Here is an 18959-nt window from a genome sequence, read left to right on the forward strand (position 1 = left end):
ATATTTGAAAAGAACGAAATAATAAAATATAATTTTGTAATAAATATATTTTATTATAGATAATGTAAGTGGCTAAATTCAAGGGTTGCAACTGGAGGTTGACAAACTTCAAAGCCTACTTTATATTAAGCAACTACTATTTTTGATAAGTTGGTAAAAAATAAGCAGAGAGGAATAGTAGAAATGATATTAGCTGATAAGATAATTGAAGAGAGAAAGAAAAACGGATGGAGTCAAGAAGAATTGGCTGAAAAGTTAGGAGTTTCTAGACAGTCAGTTTCTAAATGGGAAAGCGCACAATCTGTACCTGACTTAAATAGGATATTAAATATGTCCAAAATTTTTGGGGTTAGCACTGATTATCTGTTAAAAGATGAGATCGATACAGTGCAAAAAAATTCTGAGAGTACTTCCATTGAAGTAGATAGCAAAAACATAAAGAATGTGAGCATGGAAGAGGCTGTTGATTTTTTGAAGATAAGTGAAGAAAATTCAATATGGATATCTTGGGCGGTTTTCTTGTATATAGCATCTCCTATAGTTTTGTTAATACTGTCAGGGTTATCTGAAAGTAAATTATTTGATGTATCGGAGGATATGATAGTGGCTGTAGGTGTGCCTGTTTTATTACTTATGGTTGCTCTTGGAGTGTATATATCTATAAGTTGTGGCAATAGAGCTAAGGAATATAAGTTCTTACATAAGGATGAAATAGAAACTGCGTACGGAGTGGATGGTTTGGTTCGTGAAAAGAAAAGTAACCATTCAAGTAAGTACAAAAACACAATAGCAATAGGTGTTGTAGCGTGTATTTTGGCTTGTGTGCCTCTGTTAATTAGTGAAGCATTTAATAATGAGGATTATATAATATTCAATATGGTAGCTCTGCTGATTTTTATTATAGCTGTATCGGTGAATAGAATGGTGCGAGTTGGTTTAGTAAAGGATAGTTATGACAAACTTTTGCAAGAAGGGGATTTTACTGTAGCAAATAAAAAAATAGCTCCAACTATAAATAAAGTGAGCTCTGCATATTGGGGAGTAGCACTTGCAATATACTTAGCGTGGTCGCTATATACAATGAAGTGGGGATTCACATGGATAGTATGGCCGGTGGCTGGAGTTTCATATGCAGTAGTAATTAATATAACCAAGATGTTTATCAAAGCTGAAGATTAAAATATTTAGAATCAAAAAGGGAGTTCATACGAACTCTCTTTTAAATATTTGATATCAATTTAGCTATTTGAGAAGCCTGATTTTTTAATTCGGGAACTACATCGTTTAATATACTTTCAATATAAGTAGAAAATGAAGTTATACTAAGAGTAGCTATGATATTTCCGTTTGAATTGAAAATAGGTACTGAAAGACTACTCACACCTAATTGATATTCTTGGTTTTCATAGCTATAGCCATTCTCTAAAATATCGTTTAATTTTTTCTCCAACATCTCAACAGAAGTTGAGGAATAGTCGGTAGTGTTGTCGGGCTTACTATCCAAAGCATATTTAATATTTTGTAAATTGTAGTTATGAGCTAAAGCTAATTTACCGGATGCGCTAACTGATAACGGTAGTAATACATGCTCGGCGACATGTATTTGATAGTGTTCTTTATGAGCGCTTGAACTATATATAGTGTAAACTTGTAGATTTTCTACAATTTGAAAACAACAAGTTACTGAAAATTCATCAGATATTTTTTCTACAAAAGGGCTTATATATTGTATATATAGTTCTTGTTTTTTATTTAGTAATTTGGACTTAGCTGAAAAAAACAATCCTAGACTATAATATTTCGTAGAATAATCAAAGTTTAGAAGCCCATACATTAATAGGGTATTAGCTATTCCTCTTGTTGTACTCAATTTTAAATTTGTAATTTCACTAATTTCCTTTAATGTAAGATAGTTTATATTGTCAGTAAAACAATTTATAACATCTATAGCTCTTTTTATAGATTGAATAGGTTTGAATGAATCTAACATACTAATTCCCTCTCTATATAAATATTTATAATTAAATTATAACGGGGAAGATAGTGAAAGTAAAATACGGCATTATAGAATAAAAAACGGTAATACCGTATTGACAAAGGTTTTCTTGTGAATATATAATTGATTTAGTAATTTATCGATGCGCAATGATATTTACAAAATTAGCTTAAAATACATTTAGATGATAATTTTGTAGGAGGAAGTTATGAAAAAATATACTTTCAAAGAAAAATTAAAAGCTCTAGGGCCGGGGATGCTAATAGTCGGTTCGTTTATAGGACCCGGAACGATAACGAGTTCAACTAGAGCAGGAGCTACATATGGATATCAGTTGCTATGGTGTGTATTATTTTCTGTTTTGGCAGTAATAATCATGCAAGGCATGGCTGCAAGACTTGGGATAGTAACACAAACTGGATTATCCGAAAATTTAATAGAAGATTTAAAGGAAAGACCTGTTTTAAAAAACATAATGGTGATTTTGGTATCAGCAGCAATTATATTAGGAGGGATTGCCTATATGAGTGGAGATCTTACAGGTACGGCAATAGGCATTTCAGCACTTACGGGGATACCTTCAAGAGTTATAGCTCCTATTTGGGGAATATGTATTCTATTTATAAGTAATCATAACAATGCTATAAAATGGTTGGAAAAATTATTGACAGTGTGTGTTTCTATAATGGCGATAATATTTGTTATAACAATGTTTATAGTAAGACCTGATTTTACAGAAATATTAAAAGGTTTGATACCAAGTGCTGAGTCGAATTCTATTATGACTTGTGTAGCGTTAATAGGAACAACTGTAGTTCCATACAATTTATTTATTCATGCGACAAGTGCTAGACAAACATGGAAAGATCCGGACCAAATACCATTAGCTCAATTTGACGTAACTTTCTCTATGATAGTGGGTGGAATAATTACAGGTGCTGTAATGGTAACAGCAGGAACGGTTGTTAGAGGGATGAAAATTTCAACGGCAGTAGACATGGCTCAACAATTGGAGCCGCTTTTAGGGAATTTATCAGTTCCATTTTTAGCAGTAGGATTAGTTGCAGCGGGGATTTCAAGTGCTGTAATAACACCGTTGGGAGTGTCTTATGTATTGGCAGGTCTATTTGGATGGCAATTAGATAAAAAAGATAAGAGATATTTTGCAACAAATGTATTGATTTTACTTTTTGGAATTGTCGGAGCAGCAACAGGATTTAATCCAATTACTATAATTATGGCAGCGCAAGCTGTAAATGGAATTTTCTTACCGGTGAGTGTATTTGTATTATTGTACTTAGCTAGTAGGGAAAAAGTTATGGGAGAATATAAAAACAACATGATTCAAAAAATTTTAGGAATTGGAGTTTTCTTAATATCTCTAACAATTGGTGTAAGCAGTATAATGTCGTTATTTTAAATAAAGTTTTTAAATTAGGAGGAGAAAAATGAGAAACAGTAAACCTACAATATATGATCCGAAATTTTTACCAAACAATATTTATAGCGGTGTTCCATCATGGTTAAATCTTCCGGTGATAGAAGAAGATGAAGATTTAAAGGGGTTGGATATAGCTGTAGTGGGAGTGCCTTGGGAAGGAGGATGTACAATAGGTGGGTATTCATCGTGTACAGAAGGTCCTAAATCAATTAGAAGTGTTTCGATAAGATACACAGGATTCTTGCCGGATTTTAATTTAGATTCATTTGAGTATTTAAAAGGAGGAGATTTTGGGGATGTAGCAGTACAAAATGGGAGTTATGATTTTACATTTGAAGAAATAAGAAAAAAGTTTTCTAAAGTCATAGATGCAAATGTTATACCGGTAACATTTGGGGGAGATCACTCAATATCTTATCCAATAATTAGCGAGATGGCTAAAAAATATCCTAAAAAAATAGGTGTATTACACTTTGATGCACACTTAGACAACTATGAACAATTTGGAGATGATCTATACTCAAGATGTTCACCTTTCTATAGACTATACACTGATGAAAATATGGATCCTACAAAGATAGTTCACATAGGAATAAGAGGACCAAGAAATCATAAAAAAGAATATGAGAATGCAGAAAAATTTGGTGCAACTGTGATTAAGAGCCAAGATGTTAAAGAAAAAGGTTGGAAAGAAGCAATAGGTGAAGCGATAGAAATCGCATTTAAGGATACAGAAGTTGTTTATGTAACAATATGTGCAGATGCACTGGACGCAGCATTTATGCCGCAAGGACCGCAAGATATGTGCGGACTTACTTCTTATGAATTAGCTATGATGGTTCATGAAGCAGGATTAGCAGGTGCAAAAGGATTTGACTTTGTTGAAATCTATCCGGAAACTAATTCATTACAAACAGCTTCTCACGTTGGGTGTTGGATGGCGCTATACTATTTAAATGGGTTGGCAGAGCACAAAAAGAATAGATTATAAATATAGGGGCTTTTAAAGTCCCTGTTTTTATTTTGAAATAGATTAATTTAATAATGAGAAATATAAAATAAATTATTTATAAGATAAATCAAAAATTTAATTTGTTCATAATAAATGGGAATATAAATTAAATAAATCGGATAAAATCAATTTGCTAATAATAAATCGAAGAACAAATTAAATAAATTGAAAAAAATTGATTTGTAAATAGTGAATGGTATAATAAATTAAATATAGTAATAAAATTTAATTTATTGAGTATTAATTAATGCATTAGATTAAATATTTTCATAAAAATAAATTTTATTGCTATATCAAGATTTTTCACAAATAGAGGTTGATAGAAGTGGAGAGGTTAAAATATGGAGTATATATCAAAAGTATATTATAAGGATTTTAAAAATCATCAAAAAATCTATAAAAATAGGTATGAGTTTGAGGCTACATTAAGATTGGATTTGAAAATAAATCCTTACAGAACAAATGAAAATTTAAACTTATATTATGTTTTTAACAACAAAACTTCAAGATACTTAGATTTAGTAAGAGAAAATGACAATAGACTTAATGAGATTGAATTAAAGTTACCTGAAGTGGCAAAAAAATCTTTGCTTAAAGATATTATTTCTAGTGAACTCCAAAGTTCAAATGAACTTGAAGGGGTTGAAAGTAGCAGAGAACAAATAGCTGAAACAACTAGAGAAATAATCGAGAATAAGAAATTAACAAATGATAGATTAGTAAGCATGATTAAATCATATATATATTTATCAGGGGAAGATATGTTAAAACTTCCGGAAGATAGTAAAGATATTAGGAAAATATATGACAATATTACTAAAGGTGAATTGGAAAAAGATTGTATTCCTGACGGTAAAATTTTTAGGGAAAATGCTATTTATATTCAGAAAAAAAACACTGTTTCTGGAGAATGTATTCACGAAGGTGTTTTAGGGGAAGATAATATTTCTGAGCATATAGGTATGATGTTAAATTTTTTGAATGATAATGAAATTCCGTTGTTATTAAGAACTGCAATAGGGCATTATTATTTTGGGTATATACATCCGTTTTATGATGGGAATGGTAGAACGGGGCGTTTTATAAGCAGTATGTATATAAAAAAAGATTATGGTTATTTAACGGCTATGTCATTATCTAGAGGAAGTTTTTTGAAGAAAAATGAATATTACAAAGCTTTTGATATCACTAATTCTGTGAAAAACAAAGGAGAACTCAATTATTTTGTAGATACTTTTTTGAGTATTTTAATTGAGGGACAATTTGATATTATAGAAAATTTAGTAGATAAAGTAGAAAAACTTGATAAAATTCACACAAAAATAATGAATGATAATATTTTAGATACTGATATAAAAAAAGATATAATGTTTATACTTTCACAAGATTATTATTTTAATTATAATAACGGAATAAAAAGAGAAGAGATAGTCGGATATTTAGACGAATATTATGCTAAAACAACAAGAGATGAAATTAGTGATTTAGAACAAGAAGGATTGATAATAAAAGTTAAGGGTAGACCTATCATTTATTGCGCAAATAGTAATTATTTTGAATAAATTTATTGCCGATAATATAGAATAAAGCATACTGCTTTAAACGCTATTATTATAAAGCCTTAAAAATTTTTTGAGATAGGATAGAAATTTTTAGCTTTATAAAAATTTAATATTCTTAATATTTTGTTTTGTTGACAACAAAAGGTATTCTATATTAAAATTTATTTAAAATATTTTAAATAAATTAAGGAGGTATTATGCAAAGATATTCTATTTATGCAATTATAGTAATAGTTTTTGCTATAAGATTAGCTTTTTTAAAGATATCTAAGGAAAATGAAAGAGCGATATTAGCAAATGGTGGAAGAGAATATGGAGTTAAAAATACTAAACGAATAACAATATTGCACATACTATTTTATTTTGGTAGTTTAATTGAAGCAATAGTTAACAAAGTAGAATTTGATAAAGTTAGTTTGGTAGGACTAATATTAGTAATATTTTCAATGGTAGTTTTGTATTCGGTGGTTAGTGTATTAAAAGGAATATGGACTGTAAAACTCATGATAGCAAAGGGGCATAAGTTTAATAGGCACTGGTTGTTTGATACATTTAAGCATCCTAATTATTTTTTAAACATTATTCCTGAGCTTATAGGAATAGCATTGATTTGCCATAGCACAATCACAAGTATTGTAGTGCTTCCACTTTACATGATAGTGTTATATATAAGAATTAAAGAGGAAAATAATTTAATAGAAACGGTTATAAAACCTAATGGAATATTAAAATAGATAGAACGTGTTAATAATGTTTGATTATTAGCACGTTTTTTATTTATAACTATTTATAAATAATTTACTGAGATTTATTTTATTTATATATAAATTTATTTTCTAAAAAACAAAAAAATATTGTAAATCCTTGCAAAACTTGTACAACAATGTTAAAATAATTAATTGCAAAATTATAAAAATGGATTAGTGTTCTCTAAATTAGGCGACAGTAAATCTGTCTTGAATTTAAGGGGTGATTATTAATTGGCACATCCTGTGAAATATGGGAAGAGAGAGAGAATGAGCTTTTCTCGAATACCAGAGGTACAAAATTTACCAAATCTTCTTGAAGTGCAGACAGCCTCATTTGATTGGTTAATCAAAGAGGGTTTGAAGGAAGTTTTTGATGAGGTATCTCCTATCGAGGATTACTCAGGTAACTTAATACTTGAATTTGTAGATTATTATGTATCTGCAGAACGTAAGTATTCAATAGACGATGCAAAGGAACGTGATACAAACTATTCTGCGCCTTTGAAAGTTAAGGTAAGACTTATAAATGCTGAAACTGGAGAGGTTAAGGAACAAGAAGTGTTCATGGGAGATCTTCCACTTATGACACCAACTGGAACATTTATTATAAATGGTTCAGAACGTGTTGTGGTATCTCAACTCGTTAGAAGCCCGGGAAGTTATTATAAAGTAGAAACGGATAAAACGGGGAAGAGATTATATTCGGCTACTGTTATTCCTAATCGTGGAGCGTGGCTTGAATATGAAACGGATGCTCAAGGTGTTATAAATGTAAGGCTTGATAGAACAAGAAAAATTCCTGTTACTGTTCTTATGAGGGCTATAGGCGTCGAATCTAATATGGAAATAACTGACATATTAGGAGAAAGTGAAGCATTGCTAAAGACTTTAGAGAAGGATTCTACTTCTAATAAAAATGAGGCATTACTTGAAATTTATAAGAAGCTTAGACCTGGTGAACCACCTACTATAGAGTCTGCTGAATCATTGTTTGAAAATATGTTTTTTGACAATAGAAGATATGATTTAGCTCATGTAGGGAGGTACAAGTTTAATAAGAAACTTGGTATTTCAGCAAGAATTGAAGGACATTATGCAAGTAGTGATGTAGTAAATCCTGAAACTGGCGAAATAATAGTAGAAGAAGGAAACAGGTTCACTGAAGAAACGGCAAGAGCTGTTGAAAATGCAGGCATTAATAAACTTATTGTAACTGTTAAATCGATTCGTGAAGATGAACAGGATAGAGATGTAATTGTTATTGGAAATAATTTTGCATATCCAGATGATTTTGAACTACCTTTTGATTTAAAAGAGTTAGGATTTAAAGAAAAAGTTTATTATCCTTTATTTAAACAAATCGTCGAAAAATTTGAAGACGATGAAGAAAAATTAAAACAAGAATTAAAGAAAAATTATCGACTACTTAGTCCTAAACATATAACTGTAGATGACATCATCGCATCTGTAAATTATGAATTTGGGCTTTCATTTAACGTTGGGGTAGTAGATGATATTGACCATTTAGGAAACAGAAGAATTAGATCTGTAGGAGAGCTTTTACAAAATCAATTTAGAATTGGCATTTCAAGAATGGAAAGAGTTATACGTGAAAGAATGACTGTTCAAGATGTAGATGCTACAACTCCTCAATCGTTAATAAATATAAGACCTGTAACAGCTGCTATTAAAGAGTTCTTCGGGTCATCACAACTTTCACAATTTATGGACCAAAATAACCCTCTATCAGAATTAACTCACAAGAGAAGGCTATCTGCACTAGGGCCTGGTGGATTGAGCAGAGATAGAGCCGGCTTTGAAGTGCGTGACGTCCATAATTCCCATTATGGTAGAATGTGTCCTATTGAGACACCGGAAGGTCCTAACATAGGACTGATAACTTCTCTTACGACATATGCGAGAATTAATGAATACGGATTTTTAGAGACTCCTTATAGAAAAGTAAAAATTGGAGAAGGAATTGTAACCGATGAGATTGAATATATAACTGCTGATGTTGAGTATGAGCAAATTATAGCTCAATCTAATGAGTTGCTTGATGAAAACGGAAGATTTATAAATGATAGAGTAGTTGCAAGGGGCCATGAAGGGGTAGTAGATATCTTTGACTCTAAAGAAGTAACTTACATGGACGTATCCCCTCAACAAATAGTTGCGGTAGGTACAGCGATGATTCCTTTCCTTGAAAACGACGATGCGAACAGAGCCCTAATGGGTGCCAACATGCAACGTCAAGCAGTTCCTCTATTAAAAACAGAAGCTCCTGTAATTGGTACTGGTATTGAGTACAGAGCGGCTAAGGACTCAGGTGTAGTTATCATATCTAAAGAAGATGGTGAGATAACTAAAGTTGATGCCACAGAAATAGTTGTCAGAAGAGATTCTGATGGAGTGAAGGATAGATATGAGCTTCATAAATTTATCGGAGCTAACCAAGGGACTACTATAAATCAAAGGCCTATCGTAAAGAAGGGACAAAAAGTTAAAAAAGGCGAAATCATAGCCGATGGTCCTTCTACAGATATGGGTGAAATGGCATTGGGTAAAAACATACTTATAGCTTTCATGAACTGGGAAGGTTATAACTATGAAGATGCGATGCTAGTAAATAAAGACTTAGTAATAGATGACACTTTGACTTCTCTTCACATTGAAGAATATGAATCGGAAGCTAGAGATACAAAACTTGGGCCTGAAGAGATAACTCGTGATATTCCAAATGTTGGCGATGATATGTTAAAAGATTTGGATGAAAGAGGAATCATCAGAATAGGCGCTGAAGTAAAACCTGGAAATATTCTTGTAGGTAAGGTGACTCCTAAGGGGGAAACTGAACTATCAGCTGAAGAAAGACTTTTACGTGCTATTTTCGGAGAAAAGGCTAGAGAAGTAAGAGATACTTCACTTAGACTTCCTCACGGAGAGCAAGGTATTGTTGTAGATGTAAAGACTTTTACAAGAGAAGCCGGAGATGAACTTCAACCTGGCGTAAATGAAATGGTCAGAGTATTTATAGCTACAAAGAGAAAAATTCAAGTTGGAGATAAGATGTGTGGTCGTCACGGCAACAAGGGGGTCATCTCAAGGGTTATGCCTGCTGAAGATATGCCTTATATGCCGGATGGAACACCTATACAAATAGTATTAAATCCACTTGGGGTACCTTCACGTATGAACCTTGGGCAGGTATTGGAAGTTCACTTGGGACTTGCAGCTAAGAAACTTGGCTGGCATGTTGCGACTCCGGTATTTGACGGGGCTAACGAGGAAGATATTCAAAAGGCTTTGAGCCAAGCTGGATATCCTATAGACGGGAAAATCCAATTGAGAGATGGTAGAACAGGTGAAGAATTCGACCACCCTGTAACTGTTGGATATATGTATATGCTTAAACTTCACCATTTAGTAGATGAAAAGATTCACGCAAGAAGTACCGGACCTTATTCTTTAGTAACACAACAACCTCTTGGAGGTAAAGCTCAATTTGGTGGACAAAGATTTGGAGAAATGGAAGTTTGGGCTCTTGAAGCTTATGGTGCAAGTTATACTCTTCAAGAAATGTTGACGGTAAAGAGTGATGATATTGTTGGACGTGTTAAGACATACGAAGCAATTGTAAAGGGAGAAAACATTCCTCAACCAGGAGTGCCTGAATCATTCAAAGTATTGATTAAGGAACTTCAATCATTAGCTCTTGAAATAAAAGTTTTGGATGAACACGGACAAGATGTTGATCTTGAAGTTGACGAAGATGATTTAGACAGAATTGACAATATTTCAAATAATGATGAAGAAATAAAAGACCTTATAGAAAATAACCAAGCTCCTACACAAGGCGTGATTAAGAGAATTTCTACAGATGATATAGAAGCTCTTGAAGAAGGTTATGAAGAAGAGAACGAAGAAGATGAATTAGACGGTCATTATGAACAAGACTTTGGTTCTTATGATGACTCTGATGATGAGTAACTTATTTATAAGCTACAGAAAGGAGAGAATGCTCCTTGAGCGAACACGAATTATTTCACTCAATTAAAATAGGGCTGGCTTCACCTGAAAAAATAAGACAATGGTCTTATGGAGAAGTTAAAAAGCCGGAAACTATAAATTATAGAACGCTAAAGCCTGAAAAAGAAGGTTTATTCTGTGAAAAGATATTTGGACCTACTAAGGACTGGGAATGTAGTTGCGGCAAATATAAGAGAGTAAGATATAAAGGTGTAGTGTGTGAAAAATGTGGAGTTGAAGTGACAAAGGCAAAAGTTCGTCGTGAGAGAATGGGACACATAGAACTTGCAGCTCCAGTATCTCACATTTGGTACTTTAAAGGAATTCCTTCAAGAATGGGACTTGTGCTTGATATGAGCCCAAGAGCTCTTGAAAAAGTTCTTTATTTTGCATCTTATATAGTAACTCATGTTGAGAGAGAAGCAGACTTGCCTCTTTATCAAAAACAACTTTTAACAGAAATAGAATACAGAGAATACAAGAGAGAATACGGCGACCAATTTACTGCTAAAATGGGAGCTGAAGCTATAAAGGATTTACTTCAAAGCATAGATTTGCAGAGAGAATCTGAATTATTAAGCGCTGAAGTAGAAGCTGCAACAGGACAAAAGAAAGTTAGAATTTCAAGAAGATTAGAAGTTATAGAAGCTTTTCTTCAATCAGGGAACAGACCTGAATGGATGATACTTGAAGCGGTTCCTGTAATCCCACCGGACATAAGACCTATGGTTCAATTAGACGGCGGAAGATTCGCAACAAGCGATTTAAATGACCTTTATAGAAGAATCATAAACAGAAACAACAGACTTAAAAAATTATTAGATATCAATGCACCGGATATCATTGTAAGAAATGAAAAGAGAATGCTTCAAGAAGCGGTCGATGCACTGATAGACAACGGTAGAAGAGGAAGACCTGTTACAGGACCTGGAAACAGAGCGCTTAAATCTCTTTCTGAGATGCTAAAGGGTAAGCAAGGTCGTTTCAGACAAAACTTACTTGGAAAGCGTGTTGACTATTCAGGACGTTCCGTAATTGTGGTAGGTCCAGACCTTAAATTCTACCAATGTGGTCTTCCGAAGAATATGGCGCTTGAATTGTTTAAACCATTTGTAATGAGAGAACTTGTTGCACAAGGCTATGCGCACAATATCAAGAGTGCTAAGAGAATGGTTGAGAGAATGAAGGAAGAAGTTTGGGATGTACTTGAAGAAGTAATAAAAGACCATCCAGTGCTTCTAAACCGTGCGCCGACACTTCACAGACTTGGTATTCAAGCTTTTGAACCGGTGCTTGTAGAAGGAAAGGCTATTAAACTTCATCCGCTTTCATGTACAGCATATAATGCCGACTTCGACGGGGACCAAATGGCTGTCCATTTACCACTATCGACAGAAGCGCAAGCAGAAGCAAGACTTCTTATGCTATCTACAAACAATATACTAGGGCTTAAAGACGGTAAACCTATCGCAACTCCAACTCAAGATATGATTTTAGGTTCTTATTATCTAACTTTAGATATAGGAGAATCTAAGAAAGGAGATGGAATGATATTTACCAGCGAAGATGAGATGATGCATGCATACTATGCAGGTTTCTTGCATCTACAAGCTCACGTAGGAGTTAGAAGATATGCTGATGAAAACGACAGATGGGGTAAAATTGTATATTCTACAGTAGGTAGATTTATAATGAACAGCTTTATACCTCAGGACCTTGGATTTGTAGACAGAAATGTCGATAAATATTCTCTTGAAGTAGATAAAGTAACTGACAAGAAGTTACTTGGTAAGATAATAGAAAAGACTTATAAAAAACATGGCAATATAGTTACAGCTAAGTTGCTTGACAATATAAAAGAAAATGGATACCACTACTCAACCATTGGTGCTATTTCAATTTCAATGGGCGACGTTGAAGTACCGGAATCAAAACCTGAAATCTTAGCTCAAGCTAAAGCTGAAGTAGATAAATACGAAAAAGCATTCCGTAGAGGTTTGATTTCAGACGAAGAGAGATACGAAAAAGTAATAGACATCTGGAACAAGGCTACAGATGATTTGACAGACGATGTAATGGAAGGCTTTGATAGACTTAACAACATTTACATCATGGCGGACTCAGGAGCCAGAGGTTCTAAGAATCAAATCAGACAGTTGGCCGGAATGAGAGGTTTGATGGCTTCTCCATCCGGTAGAACTATCGAGGTTCCTATTACATCTAACTTCCGTGAAGGACTTTCAGTGCTTGAATTCTATATGTCAGCGCATGGTTCCAGAAAGGGACTTGCGGACACAGCGCTTAGAACTGCGGACTCCGGATATTTGACAAGAAGACTTGTAGACGTTGCTCAACAAGTAATAATCAAAGAAGAAGACTGCGGAACTGATGAGTATTTAGTTGCAAGAGATTTCAAGGACGGAAAAGAACTGATAGAGGGATTAAAAGATAGAATTGAAGGAAGATATTCTTTCGAAGATATTGTACATCCAGAAACAGGAGAAGTATTAGTACAAGCAAACCATGAAATTTCTGATGATGATGCAGAAAAAATAGTTGAAGCTGGAATAAAAGAAGTTAAAGTTAGAACTGTATTAGGCTGTAAAGCTAAGACAGGAGTTTGTGCTCATTGTTACGGACGTAACTTGGCAACGGGAAACCATGTAGACATTGGAGAAGCTGTAGGAGTAATTGCAGCTCAATCAATAGGAGAACCTGGGACTCAGCTTACAATGAGAACTTTCCACACTGGTGGGGTTGCATCTGCTGCGGATATAACACAAGGTCTTCCTCGTGTTGAAGAACTTTTTGAAGCAAGAAAACCTAAGGGATTAGCAGTTATTTCAGAAGTTGACGGTACAGTTGAAATTAGAGAGCAAAACAGAAAACGTGAAGTTGTTGTCACGCCAAGGGATGGAGAGTCTCATAGCTACAACATAGTTTACGGGGCAAGACTTAAAGTTAAAAATGGTGACTATGTAGAAAAAGGACAAGAGCTTACCCAAGGTTCAGTTTACCCTCAAGATTTATTGAGAGTAATGGGGGCTAAGGGAGTTGAGGAATACATTGTTAAAGAAGTTCAAAGAGTTTATAGGCTTCAAGGGGTAGATATCAACGATAAGCATATTGAAATCATAGTACGTCAAATGTTGTCTAAGTATAAGATTGATGACCCGGGAGATACAGAATTCTTGCCAGGTTCATTAGTTGATGCAACAGAATACAAGTTGACAAACAAGCAAATGATAGAAGAAGGTAAAAATCCTGCTATCGGAGAAGTTAATCTACTTGGTATAACTAAAGCTTCGCTTGCTACAGATTCATTCTTATCAGCGGCATCATTCCAAGAAACGACAAGAGTTCTTACAGATGCAGCAATAAAAGGTAAGGAAGATAAATTACACGGGCTTAAAGAAAATATAATAATAGGTCAGTTAATTCCTGCAGGTACAGGGGCAAGACAAAATAAACTTGTACAATTAGATGTAGATGAAAAACTAAAAGAAAATTATTTACTTCTTGAAAATTCAGAATTCATTGATGAAAGTGAACTTGAAGAAGAAGTAGCAGAATAGAAATAAAATCCGTCGGAGAAATCTGGCGGATTTTTTGCGTTGCTAGTTAAGAGGAATATGTTTAAGGGGTAATAATTTATTCTTAAGAGTAATTAAAAAAGGTTGACTTTACTACGATTGCGTAATATATTGAAAAAAGGTAAAAGTATAAACTAATAAAAATAGAAGTATGTATGTTTAATGTTGTTGATTCAGAAAAAATATAAAAATTTTCTAACTTGTTTATTTACAATGAGGAATGGAGAGTTTTGATAATATATATGAGTCGTATAAGGAGATTAGTAAGGAGGTTGTTATGAAAAAATATTTAATATTACCACTAATTCTATGGATATTTTTGATGGGTTGTTCACAAGGGACAAAAAGCAATTCGAGTGAAGATACTGAGGCTGTAGACAAAAAAGAAATATTTTCAAAATTATTAAGAGAAAAAGATTTAATGAGTTATGTTGTTAAGACTCAAAACGAAGCGACATTTAATGCTCAATCTGAAGAGAAAAGAGAAGTGACTAATTCAAATGGGACTGTTGAAATGATAAGGGAGCCTAAGATATATCATGCAAAATGGGAAGATGTAAGTGATAACACTAAAGATGAAAGCGAAGTTTATATCATAGACAAAGAGAATTTTTATAGAGAAAACAAAGGGGAATGGAATAAGAAAACAATTGATGATATGAACGCCAATAAAGAAGACATACCTACTTTTGTTGCGAAAACTACATTTGATTCAAACTCTATTTTAGAAAATCTTGAAAGTTATTATGAAATCGTAAAGTCACAAGATAGTTATATATTAAAGCTTGAGTCCAACTCAGATAATATAAGTGAAATTAAAAATATTCTTTTTGGAAAAGATGAGAGCAATTCATTTATAGGAGAGTTAACTTCAATAAGAGCTGAATTTTATTTTGAAAAAGATACATATAAGCCTATTTCATTTGAGTGGGAAGCACGCTTTTTAAATAAGGAGAACGACGAAGTTACGCAGTTAAAACAAATCGGGAATTATGAAAAAATAAATCAACTTGAAGAGATAGAAATTCCTGAAGAGATTAAAAATCTATAGTGAAAAAGTTATAAAACTTTTTTAAAAAATTTTTGAGAATACAGTTTAGTATTTTAGTAGTTGAACTTAATCTAAAATAAATAATTTAAATTTTTAAGACCTAAAATATCTTTTGTGATATGTTTTGGGTCTTTTTTGTTTATAAGTATTCTAAAGCTACAAATTAGAGAAATATTGGCTAAATAAAGTTGACTTAAAACAGGTTGAATGATATACTTATTGAGTATTTTGATAGCTATTTAAGACTACCTTTAAAGGTAGTCTTAATGTGTGTGTTGGAATTTACTAATTTTATGGAGGTGAAAGAATGCCAACTATTAACCAATTAATCAGAAAAGGTAGAAAGAAAATTGAAACTAAATCAAAGTCACCAGCTCTTGATGTTAACTATGATTCACTAAGAAAAGTTGAAACAGAAGTAAACTCACCACAAAAGAGAGGGGTTTGTGTAGCAGTTAGAACAGTAACTCCTAAGAAGCCTAACTCAGCGCTTAGAAAAGTAGCCAGAGTTCGTCTTACGAATGGATACGAAGTAATGGCTTACATCCCGGGGATAGGACACAACCTACAAGAACACAGTGTTGTACTTATCAGAGGTGGAAGAGTTAAGGACCTTCCAGGGGTTAGATATCACATTGTTCGTGGAACACTTGATACAGCTGGAGTTGATAACAGAAAACAATCAAGATCTAAATATGGTACTAAGAGACCTAAGAAATAAGATTGATTTGATTTAACATTCTTTATATAGATTTTTTGGCTTACGTTAATCGAGTACCAATGAATCGACTAAATAGTTAAGGAGGGAAGTTATGCCAAGAAAAGGACACATCCAAAAAAGGCAAGTAATGGCTGATCCTGTTTATGATGATGTAATAATCACAAAACTTATCAACAACGTAATGTTAGATGGTAAAAAGGGTACAGCACAAAGAATTGTATACAACGCTCTTGAAAATATTCAAGGGGAAACAGGTGAAGAAGCTTTAGAAGTATTCTACAAAGCTCTTAATAATGTAATGCCTGTATTAGAAGTAAAAGCAAGAAGAATCGGTGGAGCTACTTACCAAGTACCTATGGAAGTTAGACCTGAAAGACGTCAAACACTTGGACTAAGATGGTTGGTTAAGTATGCAAGAGCTAGAGGCGAAAAAACTATGGCTCAAAGACTTGCGAAAGAAATACTTGACGCATCTAATAACTTAGGCGCAAGTGTGAAGAGAAAAGAAGAAATGCATAGAACAGCAGAAGCCAATAAGGCATTTGCTCACTATAGATGGTAAGGGAGGAAGCCCATGGCTCGTGATATACCTTTAAATAGAGTAAGAAATATTGGTATCATGGCTCATATCGATGCCGGAAAGACCACTACTACTGAACGTATACTTTATTATTCAGGTAAAATCCATAAAATAGGCGAAACACATGAAGGTGGAGCGCAAATGGACTGGATGGAACAAGAGCAAGAGAGAGGTATCACAATTACCTCAGCTGCAACAACTGCAAACTGGAAAGATCATAGACTTAATATTATTGATACTCCGGGACACGTTGACTTCACTGTAGAAGTAGAGAGATCTCTAAGAGTTCTTGATGGTGCAGTAGCCTTGTTTGATGCAAAGAGTGGTGTAGAACCACAATCTGAAACTGTTTGGAGACAAGCAGATAGATATGGAGTACCTAGAATTGCACATATCAATAAAATGGACGTTACAGGAGCTGATTTCTTTAGATCAGTTGATACAATAGATAAAAAATTACAAGGTAACCCGGTGCCTATTCAAATTCCAATGGGAGCTGAAGACACATTTATCGGTATGATTGACCTTGTAGAAATGAAAGCTGAAATCTACAAGAATGATGACGGTACAGAAATTGAAGTTACTGAAATTCCTGAAGAATACAAAGCTCAAGCAGAAGAATATAGAGAAAACTTAATTGACAAGGTTGCGGAGTTTGATGAAGAACTTATGATGGCATACCTTGAAGGGGAAGAAATCTCTAAAGAACAAATTAAAAAAGCTATAAGAAAAGGTACAGTAGATGTTAAGATAACACCATGTACTTGTGGATCTTCTTATAAGAACAAAGGGGTACAATTACTTCTTGACGCTATTATAGATTATCTACCATCACCATTAGATATTCCGGCAATCAAGGGAACTGATGATGACGGGGAACCTATAGAAAGACACGCTTCAGATGAAGAACCACTATCAGCATTAGCATTTAAGATCGTTTCTGACCCATTCGTTGGTAAATTAGCTTACTTTAGAGTTTACTCTGGAGTATTGAAATCAGGATCTTATGTGTATAACTCAACTAAAGGCAAGAGAGAAAGAATCGGACGTATTCTTTTAATGCATGCCAATAAGAGAGAAGAAATTGATGAAGTATATGCAGGAGAAATCGCTGCAGCTGTTGGTCTAAAAGACACTACAACAGGTGATACACTTTGTGATGAAAAATCAAAAGTAATTCTTGAAAAAATGGAATTCCCAGAACCGGTAATTTCTGTTGCTATTGAACCAAAATCAAAAGCATCTCAAGAAAAAATGGGTATCGCACTTCAAAAATTAGCAGAAGAAGACCCAACATTCAGAACATACACTGACGAAGAAACAGGTCAAACTATAATCGCAGGTATGGGAGAGCTTCACCTTGACATTATTGTAGATAGACTTCTAAGAGAATTCAAAGTTGAAGCAAATATAGGTAATCCACAAGTATCTTATAGAGAATCTATTACTACAGCTTCTGAAGGCGAAGGTAAATACGTTCGTCAATCAGGTGGACGTGGACAATACGGTCACTGTAAGATCAGAGTTACACCTCTTGAACCAGGTTCAGGATTTGTATTCGAAAACAACATTGTTGGGGGTGCTATTCCTAAGGAATTCATCGGACCTACACAACAAGGTATCGAAGAAGCAATGCAATCAGGTGTACTTGGTGGATATGAAGTATTGGACGTTAAAGTTGAATTATATGATGGTTCTTACCATGATGTCGACTCTTCAGAAATGGCATTTAAGATAGCAGGATCAATGGCATTGAGAGATGCACTTGCAAAAGCAAATCCGGTACTTCTTGAACCAACAATGAAAGTAGAAATAACAACTCCGGAAGAATACATGGGAGATGTTATCGGAGATATAAACTCAAGACGTGGAAGAATGGAAGGTATGGAACTTGTAAATGGTGCGCAAATCATAACAAGCTATGTACCACTGGCAGAGATGTTTGGATATGCAACATCACTTCGTTCAAACACACAAGGTAGAGCTAACTACTCTATGCAATTTGACCACTATGAACCAGTACCTAAGAACATTTCTGACGAAGTTCTTGGAGACAAAAAGTAAGATCTTTAAGGAGGAATTACAATGGCTAAAGCTAAATTTGAAAGAAACAAACCACACGTAAACATAGGAACAATAGGACACGTAGACCACGGAAAAACAACACTAACAGCAGCAATAACACTAGTACTAAACAAAAGATTCGGAAGCGGAGAATTCGTAGA

13 protein-coding genes are annotated in these 18959 nt (G+C 33.8%); 12 read left to right on the forward strand and 1 reads right to left on the reverse strand.

The window, feature by feature from the left end; genetic code table 11:
• Positions 1-150: 150 nt before the first annotated feature.
• On the forward strand, positions 151-1179 hold the full coding sequence (locus SOR77_RS10105; protein WP_320636973.1) for a helix-turn-helix transcriptional regulator: 1029 nt from the start codon (positions 151-153) through the stop codon (positions 1177-1179).
• A gap of 40 nt (positions 1180-1219) precedes the next feature.
• Here SOR77_RS10105 and SOR77_RS10110 read toward each other — a convergent pair whose 3' ends face one another.
• On the reverse strand, positions 1220-1990 hold the full coding sequence (locus SOR77_RS10110; RefSeq protein WP_320636974.1) for an IclR family transcriptional regulator: 771 nt from the start codon (positions 1988-1990) through the stop codon (positions 1220-1222).
• Between the two features lie 214 nt (positions 1991-2204).
• Between SOR77_RS10110 and SOR77_RS10115 the strand changes: the two genes are divergently transcribed.
• The 11 genes from SOR77_RS10115 to SOR77_RS10165 all read left to right on the forward strand — a co-directional run.
• Positions 2205-3416, forward strand: a complete 1212-nt coding sequence (locus SOR77_RS10115) for an Nramp family divalent metal transporter (protein WP_320636975.1) — start codon at positions 2205-2207, stop codon at positions 3414-3416.
• A gap of 28 nt (positions 3417-3444) precedes the next feature.
• Entirely contained in the window at positions 3445-4428 is a 984-nt protein-coding gene (locus SOR77_RS10120; protein ID WP_320636976.1) for an agmatinase family protein, read from the forward strand.
• A gap of 362 nt (positions 4429-4790) precedes the next feature.
• Positions 4791-6011, forward strand: a complete 1221-nt coding sequence (locus SOR77_RS10125) for a Fic family protein (RefSeq protein ID WP_320636977.1) — start codon at positions 4791-4793, stop codon at positions 6009-6011.
• A gap of 197 nt (positions 6012-6208) precedes the next feature.
• Positions 6209-6745, forward strand: a complete 537-nt coding sequence (locus SOR77_RS10130) for an isoprenylcysteine carboxyl methyltransferase family protein (protein ID WP_320636978.1) — start codon at positions 6209-6211, stop codon at positions 6743-6745.
• A 246-nt stretch (positions 6746-6991) separates the two neighbouring features.
• Positions 6992-10750 (forward strand): DNA-directed RNA polymerase subunit beta, encoded by a 3759-nt coding sequence (locus SOR77_RS10135; RefSeq protein ID WP_320636979.1) that lies wholly within the window; start codon positions 6992-6994, stop codon positions 10748-10750.
• A gap of 35 nt (positions 10751-10785) precedes the next feature.
• Positions 10786-14364, forward strand: a complete 3579-nt coding sequence (gene rpoC / locus SOR77_RS10140; RefSeq protein ID WP_320636980.1) for a DNA-directed RNA polymerase subunit beta' — start codon at positions 10786-10788, stop codon at positions 14362-14364.
• A 295-nt stretch (positions 14365-14659) separates the two neighbouring features.
• The gene (locus SOR77_RS10145; RefSeq protein ID WP_320636981.1) at positions 14660-15433 is read left to right on the forward strand and encodes a DUF6612 family protein; all 774 of its coding nucleotides are present in this window, start codon (positions 14660-14662) and stop codon (positions 15431-15433) included.
• Between the two features lie 307 nt (positions 15434-15740).
• Complete coding sequence (gene rpsL / locus SOR77_RS10150) at positions 15741-16154, forward strand: 30S ribosomal protein S12 (RefSeq protein ID WP_004819171.1); 414 nt, start codon at positions 15741-15743, stop codon at positions 16152-16154.
• Positions 16155-16245: 91 nt separating this feature from the next.
• Positions 16246-16716: a 30S ribosomal protein S7 gene (rpsG, locus tag SOR77_RS10155; RefSeq protein WP_004819168.1), complete on the forward strand. Its 471-nt coding sequence runs from the start codon at positions 16246-16248 to the stop codon at positions 16714-16716.
• A 12-nt stretch (positions 16717-16728) separates the two neighbouring features.
• Positions 16729-18798, forward strand: a complete 2070-nt coding sequence (gene fusA, locus SOR77_RS10160) for an elongation factor G (protein WP_320636982.1) — start codon at positions 16729-16731, stop codon at positions 18796-18798.
• Positions 18799-18819: 21 nt separating this feature from the next.
• Positions 18820-18959, forward strand: a 140-nt coding sequence (locus SOR77_RS10165) for a GTP-binding protein (RefSeq protein WP_320636798.1), incomplete at its 3' end; no start/stop codon positions are given.

Source organism: Peptoniphilus sp. (assembly GCF_034090345.1).
Classification (GTDB): domain Bacteria; phylum Bacillota; class Clostridia; order Tissierellales; family Peptoniphilaceae; genus Peptoniphilus.

Coding starts and splice junctions, on each gene's coding strand:
- SOR77_RS10110 (WP_320636974.1), bottom strand. CDS start 1,990: ATGTTAGATTCATTCAAACCTATTCAATCTATAAAAAGAGCTATAGAT.
- SOR77_RS10115 (WP_320636975.1), top strand. CDS start 2,205: ATGAAAAAATATACTTTCAAAGAAAAATTAAAAGCTCTAGGGCCGGGG.
- SOR77_RS10120 (WP_320636976.1), top strand. CDS start 3,445: ATGAGAAACAGTAAACCTACAATATATGATCCGAAATTTTTACCAAAC.
- SOR77_RS10125 (WP_320636977.1), top strand. CDS start 4,791: ATGGAGTATATATCAAAAGTATATTATAAGGATTTTAAAAATCATCAA.
- SOR77_RS10130 (WP_320636978.1), top strand. CDS start 6,209: ATGCAAAGATATTCTATTTATGCAATTATAGTAATAGTTTTTGCTATA.
- SOR77_RS10145 (WP_320636981.1), top strand. CDS start 14,660: ATGAAAAAATATTTAATATTACCACTAATTCTATGGATATTTTTGATG.
- rpsL (WP_004819171.1), top strand. CDS start 15,741: ATGCCAACTATTAACCAATTAATCAGAAAAGGTAGAAAGAAAATTGAA.
- rpsG (WP_004819168.1), top strand. CDS start 16,246: ATGCCAAGAAAAGGACACATCCAAAAAAGGCAAGTAATGGCTGATCCT.
- fusA (WP_320636982.1), top strand. CDS start 16,729: ATGGCTCGTGATATACCTTTAAATAGAGTAAGAAATATTGGTATCATG.